This window comes from Hymenobacter radiodurans, from assembly GCF_004355185.1.
Taxonomy (GTDB): domain Bacteria; phylum Bacteroidota; class Bacteroidia; order Cytophagales; family Hymenobacteraceae; genus Hymenobacter; species Hymenobacter radiodurans.
The window spans coordinates 4,069,419-4,080,874 of sequence record NZ_CP037922.1; the positions used below are offsets into that span (position 1 = coordinate 4,069,419).

Genomic DNA, 11,456 nt, shown 5'->3' on the forward strand with positions numbered 1-11,456 from the left:
GGGCAAATTTTATCTTCTATGCGTTCTTTTGAAAAAAGAACGCAGCCCCATATTTATGAAGGGCTGCTTTAAATACTTAACTAAAGTGCTCGACTTTATTGGTGCTGACATATCAAATGTTCTAAGTCAGAGGTTGAGCCACTTAATGCGGTAATGCATACTGCATCTAAATGTTTGTGTGTCTTATAATGCCTAATCATCAGATATTTCATAGACCCGGCTCTTCCACTTGAAACCAACTCAATTCTTACCTCAATTTGTTTCCATGCCAAAAACCCAAGTTTTGGAGTCCAAAGTCCGGTAGAACTAAGTTGTAAGGCTGGTTGAGTTTCCGTTACAGACTTTCTGCCAAGCCATATAAAAATGCAACTAATACATAAAACCCAGAGTGTAGCTAATTCATTTACTGATCTAACAGCTGCACCATACACGACGAGTAGAAGGAGTGCTATACCGAACAAAAGGCAAAAGTAACCCGCCCATTTCGCGTTATAAAAAACGTGTGGGTAGACCTTCGGTTCCATCTAATATTTACTTTCCCACCACCGCCGTAGCAATGCTCAGCTCCTTCAGCTGCGGCCCAGAAATCGGGGAAGGTGAGTCGATCATTACGTCGCGGCCGGAGTTGTTTTTGGGGAAGGCGATGAAGTCGCGGATGGAATCGGCGCCGCCGAAGAGGCTGCAGAGGCGGTCGAAACCGAAGGCAATGCCGCCGTGGGGCGGAGCGCCGTACTCGAAGGCATCGAGCAGGAAACCGAACTGAGCCTGCGCTTCCTCATCCGAGAAGCCGAGCAGCGAAAACATACGCGCCTGCACCGTGCGGTCGTGAATACGGATGGAGCCGCCCCCCACTTCCACGCCGTTAATGACCATGTCATAGGCATTGGCGCGCACCTGGCCGATGGTATCGGGGCTGTCGAGCAGGGCGATATCCTCGGGCTTAGGCGAGGTGAACGGGTGGTGCATGGCGAAGTAGCGGTTTTCCTCCTCGTTGAACTCGAGCAACGGAAAATCCACTACCCACAGCGGGGAGAACGTGTCTTTATCCCGCAAGCCCATGCGCTGGCCAATCTCCAGACGCAGTTCCGAAAGCGCCTTGCGCGTGCGGTTGGCTTCGCCGGCTAGAATGAGGAGCAAGTCGCCTGGAGCGGCGTTGAACGCCGTTTTCCACTGCTGCAAAACTTCTTGGGAGTAAAACTTATCTACCGAAGACTTTACGCTGCCATCAGACTCCACGCGGGCGTAGATGAGGCCCGTCGCACCAATCTGAGGACGCTTCACAAACTCAGTCAGCTCGTCGAGCTGCTTGCGGGTGTACACGGCACTGTTGAAGGCGTTGATACCAACGACCAACTCTGCGCTCTCGAACACCGGGAAGTTATAGCCCGACACGATATCCTGCGTTTGGGCAGCCGTGGGGGGCGTTTTTTCGGCGTTTTTGAGCTCTACAAACTTCATTTCGAAGCGCGTGTCGGGCTTGTCGTTGCCATAGAAGCGCATGGCGTCGGCGTAGGTCATGCGCGGCAACTCCCCGATTTCTAGGCCCTTTACTTCTTTAAACAGGTACTGCACCAAGCCCTCGAACGTGCGCAGAATGTCTTCCTGCTCCACGAACGACATTTCGCAGTCAATCTGGGTGAATTCAGGCTGGCGGTCGGCGCGCAGGTCCTCGTCGCGGAAGCACTTTACGATCTGGAAATAGCGGTCGAAGCCCGATACCATCAGCAGTTGCTTGAAGGTCTGGGGCGACTGGGGCAGGGCGTAGAACTCGCCGGGATTCATACGCGAAGGCACCACAAAGTCGCGGGCGCCTTCGGGCGTGCTTTTGATGAGCACGGGCGTTTCTACTTCGATAAATTCCTGTCCATCTAGGAAACGGCGCGTGGCCTGAGCCACGCGGTGGCGCAGTTCCAGATTACGACGCACGGGGGAGCGGCGCAAATCGAGGTAGCGGTACTTCATGCGCAGGTCGTCGCCGCCGTCGGTATCGTCTTCGATGAGGAAGGGGGGCAATTTGGCGGGGTTCAGCACGTCCAGCTTCTCCACCCGAATCTCGATGTTGCCGGTGGGCATCTTGTCGTTTTTGGAGTGGCGTTCGGCCACTTTGCCCGTCACGCAGAGCACAAACTCACGGCCCAGCTGGCGGGCTTGCTCCCGAACTTCGGCTGTTTCAACGCCTTCTTCCAGAGCCAATTGAGTGAGGCCATAACGGTCGCGCAGGTCAATCCAGAGGATGCCGCCTTTGTCGCGGGTACGCTGCACCCAGCCGCAAAGAGTAACAGATTGGCCAGCGTGTTCGAGGCGAAGTTCGCCGCAGGTATGGGTACGGAGCATGTGCTTAACTAGTCGGTAAGAGGTAATCGGGACTTCGAGACGAAGGTAGGAAGATATGACGGGCTCAAAAACGCGGTAAGTCCAGCTATTTATTTTTGGCGGGCTGTAATACCGGCCCCAGCACCGCGATTCATCTCCTAAAAAGCCCCCCAGTAAAGATTCTCCGCCGAAAGGGCAACTCTTATAGGCTATTCTCTATCTTTCAGCTGATTCTTTCCGCCTTTTCCACATTCCTGCCTTTTTCCCTTCTTTTAACTTCATTCGTACGCATGGCTCTCGTCATCAAAAACCTGTCGAAAACTTACTCCAACGGTGTGCAGGCCCTGCGCGACGTGAACCTCACCATCCCGACAGGCATGTTTGGCCTATTAGGGCCGAATGGCGCGGGTAAGTCGAGCTTGATGCGCACCATTGCCACCTTGCAGGAAGCCGACAGCGGCAGCATTTTCCTCGATGAACTGGACGTGCTGCGCGAAAAAGATTCGGTGCGCCGCATTCTGGGCTATCTGCCGCAGGAGTTTGGCGTGTATCCGAAGGTAGCCGCCGAGGATTTGCTCGACCACTTCGCGGTCCTTAAAGGCCTTTCCGATAGCAAGGAACGCAAAGCCACGGTGGCCGCCTTGCTCCACAAAACCAACTTGTATGATGTGCGCCGCAAGAACCTGGGGGGCTATTCTGGGGGCATGAAGCAGCGTTTCGGTATTGCACAGGCGTTGCTCGGCAATCCGCGCCTCATCATCGTAGATGAGCCCACCGCCGGCCTCGACCCCGCCGAGCGCAACCGCTTTCACAACCTGCTAAGCGAGATTGGCGAGAATATTATCGTTATTCTGAGCACGCATATTGTGTCAGACGTGAGCGACTTGTGCCGCAACATGGCCATTATTAACAAAGGCCAAGTGCTGCTGACCGGCGACCCGCTGGTGGTGATGAATGAGTTGCAAGGCCAAGTATGGCGCCGCGCGATTGCCAAGGAGCAGCTGCCAGCGCTGCAGCAGGAGCAGCAGGTAATTTCTTCTCGCCTCTATGCGGGCCAAACTATTGTGCACGTGGTCAGTGACGGGCAGCCGGGCCCGGATTATGAGCCGGTAGTTCCTTCCTTAGAGGATGTGTATTTCTCCCGCATTGCGGAGGCTGAACGTGCGAAAGTAACGGCGTAAGCTGCACCTTTTAGCTTCTCCATTATTGGCCTTTTGCCTAAAATTCTCTCCTCTTATGTTCCTTCAAATATTTCGCTTTGAGCTGTGGTACCGACTGCGGCGACCAGCTACGTATATCTATTTCGGCATTCTGCTGCTGCTGGCTTTGTTACTGATGCTCACATCGGGGGGCTTTTTTAAGGGGTTAGCGGTGAGTGTAGGCACTAAGGTGTTCGTGAACTCGCCTTTCTCCTTGAATGGCTACACCACTGTGCTTACCCTAGTGCCGGGCGTGCTGCTGATTTCGGCCATGTTCGGTCCGGCCATTCTGCGCGATTTTGAAACCCGCATGCATCCGCTGCTCTTTACCACGCCCATTTCGCGGGTAGGATACCTGGGAGGGCGCTTCGCTGGTACGCTCGTTATTACCATGTTGGTGCTCAGCGGTATTGCGGTAGGCTTGTTTATTGGAACGCTGATTCCCGGCATGCCGGCTGACCGAATCGGACCGCAGCGTTTGCTGAATTATCTGAACCCTTACTTCATAGTGGTTCTGCCCAACGTGCTACTGATGGGAGCCATTTTCTTTGCTCTCGGCACGCTTACGCGCAAGTCACTGGCCACTTACGTGGGCAGCATCGTGTTTTTGGTGCTGTATTTCGTGGCCCAAAGCCAGCTCTCCGACCTCGATAACAAAACCCTCGGTAGCTTACTCGACCCGATGGGCAGCGGTGCCACGCGCGAGCTCACCAAATACTGGACGACGGCCGAGAAGAACACCCAGGTAGTGCCACTTACGGGCCTGCTGCTCGGCAACCGCGTAGTGTGGCTGGGAGTAGGTTTAACGCTGCTAGGCTTCTGCTTCTGGCGTTTTCGCTTCAGCCAAAGTGCTGCCGAAGGCCCCATACGGCGCCGTGCCGAGCGGCCCGGCTTAGACGTAGTGCCAACCACGGCCAGCGTCGTGCTGCCGCGCGTACACCAGCAGTTCGGCACCAGCCAGTACTTGCGCCAGTGGGCCCGCCTGACTAAGCTAGAATTTCTGGACATCATCCGCAGCCCCTATTTCATTGCTATCGTGGTAGCGGGCTTGGCGTTTTTGCTGGCTGCTGCCTTGCAAATCGGGAAGATCTTCGACACCCGAACCTTTCCCGTCACGGCGCAGGTGGCCATCATTTTGTCGGGATCCTTTAGCCTGTTCTCGCTGGCAATCATAACTTTCTACGCCGGTGAGCTAGTGTGGCGGGAGCGGGATGCGCACCTCAACCAAATTTATGACGCCCTGCCCCTGCCTAACTGGGTACCCTTGGCCTCTAAGCTGGCGGCCCTGCTACTGGTGCCGGTGGTGCTGCAAGTAATCGTGCTGGTTTGCGGCCTGCTGACGCAAATATTCTCCGGCTACTTCCAATTCGAGCTGGGCTTGTATTTCCAGTACCTGTTCGGCCTGCGGCTCCTCGATTACTGGCTCTTAGTGGTGCTGGCAATAGCCGTGCATGTGCTGGTAAATCACAAGTATCTAGGCCACTTCGTGATGCTGCTGTACTACATGTTCACGCTTTTCGCGAGCCAACTCGGCATCGAGCACAACCTGGCCATCTACGGCTCCGACCCCGGCGTGCAGTACTCCGCCCTGAACAAATTTGGTCACTTTATTGGGCCGTACATGTGGTTTAAGCTGTACTGGGCGGGTTTGGCGCTGGTGTTGGCCGTGGGGGCCAATTTGCTGTGGGTGCGCGGCACCGAAACCAGCGGAAACGTAAGGCAGAAGCTGGCCGCCAGCCGCTTTACCGGTCCGGCCAGGCTGGCGATGGGCGCGGGTCTGCTCACGTTTCTGGTCGTGGGGGGCTTTATTTACTACAATACCAACGTGCTCAACCGTTACCAGGGCTCCAAAACCCAAGAGAAGCTGACCGTAGAATTTGAGAAAAAATACAGCCGTCTGGGCAAGCGTCCCCAACCCCGCATCACGGCGGTGGAAGTGCAGGCTGACCTCTTTCCGAGCCGGCAGGAAGTGCGCCTGCGCGGCCAATACTGGCTGCGCAACAAAACCGGTCAGCCCATCGATTCAGTACAGCTGAATCTGCCGCAGGAGGCTCGTATTCGTTTGCTGGCTCTTGGTGCAGTTGGCGCAACACCAGCCCGCACGGTACTCTCCGATTCGCTGCTGGGCTTCTACGTCCAGCGTTTAGCCCAGCCACTGGCTCCCGGCGACTCCCTTCCGCTGCGCTTCGATCTGTATTACGCCGCGCCGGGTTTCGAGAACGTGACGAACCGCACCAGCGTGGTCTACAACGGTACGTTTATCAATAGCCAGCTTCTACCCAATATTGGCTATAACCCACAGGCCGAAATCAGTGACGAGGAAACGCGCAAGGACTATAATTTGCCCCCCAAGCCGCGCATGGCGTCGCTTACCGATACGGCAGCCCGCCGCAACACCTACATCAGCCACGACTCGGACTGGGTGCGCTTTGCCGCCACCGTCAGCACCGAGCCCGACCAGCTGGCGTTGGCGCCCGGCTATTTGAAGAAGGAATGGACCGAGAATGGTCGTCGCTATTTCCGCTACGAAATGGACGCGCCTATTCTCAACTTTTATTCTTTCCAGTCGGCGCGCTATGCGGTGCGCAAGGCCAAATGGAACGACGTAGATATCGCCATTTATTACCAGCCCGGCCACGAGTACAACCTCGACCGCATGGTGCGCGGCGTGCAGGATGGCCTGACTTACTTCACCAAGAACTTTGGGCCCTACCAGCATCGGCAGGTGCGCATTGTGGAGTTTCCGGGCTACCAGTCGTTTGCCCAAAGTTTCCCCAACACCATTCCGTACTCGGAAAACATCGGCTTCATCGCCAAAATCGACTCTACCGACCCCGAGGATGTAGACTACCCCTACTACGTGACGGCCCACGAGGTAGCGCACCAGTGGTGGGCGCATCAGGTAATTGGGGCCAATGTGCAGGGTTCCACGATGATGTCGGAAACCCTATCGCAGTATGCCGCTTTGATGGTGATGAAGCAACTTTACGGCGAGGCACGCATGCGCAAGTTTCTCAAGCACGAAATGGACCGCTACCTCACCGGCCGGGCCACGGAGCAAAGCAAGGAACAGCCACTGTATAAGGTGGAAAATCAGCAGTATATCCACTACCGCAAAGGATCAGTGGCGATGTATGCCTTGCAGGACTACGTGGGCGAAGACAAGGTAAATCAAGCGCTGGCGGCTTATATCAAAGAGGTGAAGTTTCAGCAGCCGCCTTACACTACGTCGCCGGATTTAATACGCCACCTGCGTCAGGTCACGCCCGACTCTTTGCAGTACCTGATTACGGATATGTTTGAGCGCATTACGCTATATGAAAACCGGGTCGATTCGGTTTCTTACAAAAAGCTACCGGGGGCAAATATCGCGTCACGCTCAACCTGAACAGCAAGAAATTCTACGCCGACAGCCTCGGCAACGAAAAACCAGCGCCGATGAACGACTGGATTGATATTGCGGTGCTCACCGAGCGGAAAGTGAACGGCAAGTGGCGCGACGAGCCGCTGTACCGGCGCAAAACTCGATTAAAAGCGGGCACCAATAAATTGGAGATACTCGTGTCCGAAAAACCGGTAAAGGCTGGTATTGACCCATTTAATGAATTAATTGACCGCGACCCAGACGACAACGTCAAAAACTTACCTCGCAGCTAGCTGGGGGCTTTTCAGGTTTGGCCCGGATTGTGCAAAGGGCCGGAAGACACTCTTGTTTTCCGGCCTTTTGTCTATTCTTCCTATGAAATATACTGCTCTTCTCGCCGCGGCCTTCCTCACCGTAGCATCTGCCCAGGCCCAAACTTCCACAAAAGGCAAGACCAAAACGCAGGTCAACGGTACTAGCGTTAAATCGAAGACCAGCGCCGAGCCCGTTACCCTCGACGGTCCGATAAAGCGCGTTGAAACGCTCTCGGGCATCGACGTGTACCCCGATCCGAACACGAATACCATCTTCCTGAGCTTCACCCAGCAGTTCACCAAGCCTGGCACGCTGGTGATGACCAATTACAAAAACGCCCCCGTTTACACCGCCGCCCTCGACCCCGCGAACAACACGGGCCAGCCCGTTGACTTGGGTCGCATCCCAGCTGGCACGTATTTGGTAGAGGCTAAAACAGGCAATTATGTGTACTGGAAAAAGGTGCGCATCAAGTATCCATCGGTTCCGGTGGCAAGTAAAAAAAAGAAGCGACGCTAAATCCGCCTATTTAGTTAGCTTTTTTACCTCCGTAGTCGTTTCGGCTGCGGGGGTTTTTTTATTTGTTTTTTTGTGGTGGCGCTGGCGAAAAGTTGCGCCTTTTATTTCCCCTCGTTTCTATGAAAACTTCTTTGCGTTTGCTCCGATTTGCCCCCTACGCTTTGCTCCTGCTACTGTTAGTCGCATTTGCCGCGCCCAAGCCTAAGCTTAAAAAAACACCCATTACCAAAAACCTCACCGTCGGTATTCCCGAAGGCTTCACGGCCTTGCCCGATGATGGCATTGCCGCCAAATATCCCGCGCCACGCAAGCCACTGGCCGTATTCACCAACCCTAGCGGCCGCGTCGACTTCAGTGTGGCCCAGAAGCCTAGTACCTTCACTAGCAAGGATTACGGTATTCTGCTCAAGATTTATAAAGCCAGCATTCAGAATGCCTACACCAAAGTGGACTTCCTAACCGAAGACATTCGCACCATCAACAAGCGTGATTTTGTGGTACTAGAGTTTGTCTCATCGGTGGCGGATACGCGTCGGGGGGCAATTTGGCGCCTATTCGCCGCTACCAATTGGTGCAGTACGCCATTGAGGGCGACCAACTCATGGTCTTCACCTTCAACTGTCCCGCCGAGGAACAGGCACAATGGCAGCCTACCGCCCAAGCCATGATGCAGAGCATCGCGCTGAAGTAAGATCTTCTTCTGTTTTTGAAGTCAAGAAAAAAGGCGGTCATGCAGAGCGCAGCGAAGCATCTCGCGTGTTTAATGGGAGTACTAATACTACTAAACACGCGAGATGCTTCGCTGCGCTCTGCATGACCGCCTTTTTAGTTTATTATCAAAATTATCCATCAGCCTATGACCCTTTCCCTCTATAGCGACGAAAGCTATATGCGCGAAGCCTTGAAGCAGGCGCGCTACGCCCTAGAAGAAGATGAGATTCCGATTGGGGCAGTGGTCGTGCTGGAGCGCCAGATTATTGCGCGAGCCTACAACCAAACCGAAAAGCTTAAGGATGTCACTGCCCACGCCGAAATGCTGGCCCTTACGGCCGCTGCCAACTTTTTGGGCAATAAGTATCTCACCGACTGTAGTTTATACGTTACCATAGAGCCCTGCGTGATGTGCGCGGGCGCCAGTGCTTGGGCTCAGATGCGGCGCATGGTGGTTGGCGCGCCCGAGGAAAAACATGGATTTCGGCGGCACGGCAACCTGCTACACCGGCGCACAGAACTGGTTACGGGCATTATGGCCGCGGAAAGTGCGGAGCTGATGCAGGAGTTTTTTGCCCGCAAGCGGAAATAATTACTTTTGATGGCCGCTGGGGGCAAATTCTAACCCTTCGGCGGCTTTGTCAGTTAAAGAAGTATAGTAGCTGCCCGAACGCCGGGCAGCCTTGCGCGTTTCCTTTCACCTCCAAACCTATCTTTCCCATGGCCTTCGAACTGCCCCAACTGCCTTACGCCTACGACGCCCTCGAACCGCATTTCGATGCGCAGACGATGGAAATACACCACACCAAGCACCATCAGGCCTACGTTACCAACCTGAACAACGCCATTCAGGGCACTGAGATGGAAAGCCAGTCTATCGAAGATATTCTGCAAAATATTGCGGCTGCTCCGGCTCCGGTTCGCAACAACGGCGGTGGTCACTGGAATCACTCCATGTTCTGGCAAATCTTGAAGCCAAATGGTGGCGGTGAGCCTACGGGCGCTATCGGTGAGGCAATCACGCAGTCGTTTGGCAGCTATGAGAAATTCAAAGAGGAGTTCACCAAAGCTGCTACCACGCGCTTCGGCTCGGGTTGGGCTTGGCTGTGCAAGCAGTCAGACGGCTCGTTGCAAATCTGCTCTACGCCTAACCAAGACAATCCTCTCATGCCCGACGCTGGCTGCAAAGGCACGCCCGTTTTGGGCCTCGACGTGTGGGAGCACGCTTACTATCTAAAGTATCAGAATAAGCGCCCCGACTATATCGCCGCCTTCTACAACCTCATCAATTGGGACGAAGTAAATAAGCGCTTCCAAGCTGCTTAATTTCTCCGTCTCTGATCTGCGAAAGCAAGTAGTTATCGAACAAAAAAGCCCGCCAGTCATGACTGGGGGCTTTTTTGTTCGATAGAATTTCAGGAAGATGTAATTACTCCGGCTTGAGGTAGCGTTGCAGGCTCTGCACGTAGTTTTCGAAGGCTTTGATGCCTTCAGGTGTGATGGCGCAGCGCGTGAGCGGGTAGCTGCCGCTAAACTCCTTGGTCATGGTGAGGTAGCCAGCTTCTTTGAGCTTACTAATCTGGGTGCTCAGATTGCCTGCCGTGGCTCCGGTCTTCTCTTTCAGAAAATTAAACTCAGCCTCCCGCACGCTGAGCAACAGCGACATGACTGCTAACCGAAGCTGAGAGTGCAGCAGCGGGTCGAGTTCTTCAAACGGCGCGGCCACGGCGGTATTGGTTTTTTAGCAAATGTCCGGGCACGATATACGCGACCAGCACGGCAGCGGCTATCAGCAGCAGCTGCATCTCGAATGACACCCGAAACGCTACGGTAGCCAGCAGCCAGCAGGCAGCCCCGCCCCACAACAGCGGCCGATACCGGAGCGCGCCGCCCGTAGCAAACGTACCCAGGCCATACAGGGCAATGATAAGCGGATACGCCGTCTGCCAGCCAGCTACGATGCCCACCCCAATGAGCATGAGCATCAGTACGCCAAAACCAGCCCAGAGGTAAGTCATAAAATCGTGCTGAGCAGTACGCACCCGCTCGCGGTGCCCCCTGCGGACCCCATTCACAAAGGCGGCTACCGCACCCAGGCTCATGAGCGCGGGCCACGCCAACCAAGGTTTTTCGTAGCCGATTTGCAGCAGTACATAGTGGCTCAAGGCCGCGGCAAACACCAGCCAACCCCAGAGCAGCAAGTCGAAGGAGTTGTCGCTGAGGTCCTTCTTGGCCGTATGGATCATTTCCTGAATCAGCCGCAGGCTATCAGTGGGCGACATTGTTTTTTCAATGGGTTCCATAAAAGTAAAGTTGAAAGGCAGAAAAAAGAGTAGAGTGCGAACTAAGCAGCCACGCGGCTCTGGGCGTTCAGCAAAAAGCCCGGAATGATGTAGCTCACCAGCATAGCCGCGGCAATGACAATCAATTGAATATGAGCTGGCATAAAAATGATTGCCACGCCCAACATCACCGAGGAAATACCCCCCAGCACCAGCGGCCGAAATTGCAGCACCCGCCCGGCAATCAGCGCAGCCAGTCCATTGAAGAGCAGAAGAATCGGGTGGGCGCTCACCCAGCCAAACTGCATGGCGCAGATGATAGCGATGATCATAATAACGATGAAGCTTTTCTGTAGCAGACGCATGGTTTTGGCGACGGGAGCTGTGCTGACCGGGTGTAGCTTCCGCTCCCGCCGGCTCCGCACGCTCAACACGATGGCCATTAATGGCATCAGTATCATCCAAGGCAACCAGGGCGCAGCAAACCCACCAAGTTCTAATACTACTTCGCTCAGAGACGCTATCAGTACCACTGAGCCGCGGAGCATGTACGTGAAGGCGTATGACCGCAAATCAGCCAGCGCTAGTGCCTGGCCGGGATTGGTGACGACTACGCTATCAAAGTTGCTAGCGATGAGTGGGGTGGCGAAGCTGGCAAGCGTTTTCATAGGTTCGAGTAGCTAGTAGTGTTTGAACATGACAAATGTAAACTACTTTATTATATAAACCAAATTACAATGCAAACTTTTTTAT

The 11,456-nt window shown here is 54.6% G+C and carries 11 protein-coding genes; 7 read left to right on the top strand and 4 right to left on the bottom strand.

Annotated elements, in window-relative coordinates; translation table 11 throughout:
* Positions 1–531: 531 nt before the first annotated feature.
* Entirely contained in the window at positions 532–2,334 is a 1,803-nt protein-coding gene (gene aspS, locus EPD59_RS18480; RefSeq protein WP_133274078.1) for an aspartate--tRNA ligase, read from the bottom strand.
* A 269-nt stretch (positions 2,335–2,603) separates the two neighbouring features.
* Between aspS and EPD59_RS18485 the strand changes: the two genes are divergently transcribed.
* From EPD59_RS18485 to EPD59_RS18510, 7 genes are all read left to right on the top strand, one after another.
* Entirely contained in the window at positions 2,604–3,494 is an 891-nt protein-coding gene (locus tag EPD59_RS18485; protein ID WP_133274079.1) for an ABC transporter ATP-binding protein, read from the top strand.
* A 55-nt stretch (positions 3,495–3,549) separates the two neighbouring features.
* Positions 3,550–6,900: an ABC transporter permease/M1 family aminopeptidase gene (locus EPD59_RS18490; protein ID WP_240731492.1), complete on the top strand. Its 3,351-nt coding sequence runs from the start codon at positions 3,550–3,552 to the stop codon at positions 6,898–6,900.
* Positions 6,901–6,950: 50 nt separating this feature from the next.
* On the top strand, positions 6,951–7,169 hold the full coding sequence (locus EPD59_RS22875) for a hypothetical protein (protein ID WP_240731493.1): 219 nt from the start codon (positions 6,951–6,953) through the stop codon (positions 7,167–7,169).
* Between the two features lie 82 nt (positions 7,170–7,251).
* On the top strand, positions 7,252–7,710 hold the full coding sequence (locus EPD59_RS18495) for a T9SS type A sorting domain-containing protein (RefSeq protein WP_133274080.1): 459 nt from the start codon (positions 7,252–7,254) through the stop codon (positions 7,708–7,710).
* Between the two features lie 119 nt (positions 7,711–7,829).
* Positions 7,830–8,378 carry a hypothetical protein gene (locus tag EPD59_RS18500; protein WP_133274081.1) on the top strand — a complete coding sequence of 183 codons (549 nt, stop codon included), beginning with the start codon at positions 7,830–7,832 and terminating at the stop codon, positions 8,376–8,378.
* Positions 8,379–8,566: 188 nt separating this feature from the next.
* Positions 8,567–9,013, top strand: a complete 447-nt coding sequence (locus EPD59_RS18505; RefSeq protein ID WP_133274082.1) for a nucleoside deaminase — start codon at positions 8,567–8,569, stop codon at positions 9,011–9,013.
* Positions 9,014–9,141: 128 nt separating this feature from the next.
* Complete coding sequence (locus EPD59_RS18510) at positions 9,142–9,747, top strand: superoxide dismutase (RefSeq protein WP_133274083.1); 606 nt, start codon at positions 9,142–9,144, stop codon at positions 9,745–9,747.
* Positions 9,748–9,850: 103 nt separating this feature from the next.
* Here the strand turns inward: EPD59_RS18510 and EPD59_RS18515 are convergent, their stop codons facing one another.
* From EPD59_RS18515 to EPD59_RS18525, 3 genes are read right to left on the bottom strand one after another with little or no spacing between them, the layout of a single operon-like run.
* A complete protein-coding gene (locus EPD59_RS18515) occupies positions 9,851–10,147 on the bottom strand; it encodes a winged helix-turn-helix domain-containing protein (RefSeq protein WP_240731494.1) in 297 nt (98 codons plus the stop codon).
* Positions 10,131–10,724, bottom strand: coding sequence for a hypothetical protein (locus tag EPD59_RS18520; RefSeq protein ID WP_133274084.1), 594 nt, complete (start codon positions 10,722–10,724; stop codon positions 10,131–10,133). Before EPD59_RS18520 ends, EPD59_RS18515 begins: the two co-directional genes overlap by 17 nt.
* A 41-nt stretch (positions 10,725–10,765) precedes the next feature.
* The gene (locus EPD59_RS18525) at positions 10,766–11,371 is read right to left on the bottom strand and encodes a hypothetical protein (protein ID WP_133274085.1); all 606 of its coding nucleotides are present in this window, start codon (positions 11,369–11,371) and stop codon (positions 10,766–10,768) included.
* Positions 11,372–11,456: the final 85 nt, after the last annotated feature.

What these genes read in the sequence shown, in the direction of transcription:
- aspS (WP_133274078.1), bottom strand. Translation starts at nt 2,334, where the DNA reads ATGCTCCGTACCCATACCTGCGGCGAACTTCGCCTCGAACACGCTGGC.
- EPD59_RS18525 (WP_133274085.1), bottom strand. Translation starts at nt 11,371, where the DNA reads ATGAAAACGCTTGCCAGCTTCGCCACCCCACTCATCGCTAGCAACTTT.
- EPD59_RS18505 (WP_133274082.1), top strand. Translation starts at nt 8,567, where the DNA reads ATGACCCTTTCCCTCTATAGCGACGAAAGCTATATGCGCGAAGCCTTG.
- EPD59_RS18485 (WP_133274079.1), top strand. Translation starts at nt 2,604, where the DNA reads ATGGCTCTCGTCATCAAAAACCTGTCGAAAACTTACTCCAACGGTGTG.
- EPD59_RS18490 (WP_240731492.1), top strand. Translation starts at nt 3,550, where the DNA reads ATGTTCCTTCAAATATTTCGCTTTGAGCTGTGGTACCGACTGCGGCGA.
- EPD59_RS18510 (WP_133274083.1), top strand. Translation starts at nt 9,142, where the DNA reads ATGGCCTTCGAACTGCCCCAACTGCCTTACGCCTACGACGCCCTCGAA.
- EPD59_RS22875 (WP_240731493.1), top strand. Translation starts at nt 6,951, where the DNA reads ATGAACGACTGGATTGATATTGCGGTGCTCACCGAGCGGAAAGTGAAC.
- EPD59_RS18500 (WP_133274081.1), top strand. Translation starts at nt 7,830, where the DNA reads ATGAAAACTTCTTTGCGTTTGCTCCGATTTGCCCCCTACGCTTTGCTC.
- EPD59_RS18520 (WP_133274084.1), bottom strand. Translation starts at nt 10,724, where the DNA reads ATGGAACCCATTGAAAAAACAATGTCGCCCACTGATAGCCTGCGGCTG.
- EPD59_RS18495 (WP_133274080.1), top strand. Translation starts at nt 7,252, where the DNA reads ATGAAATATACTGCTCTTCTCGCCGCGGCCTTCCTCACCGTAGCATCT.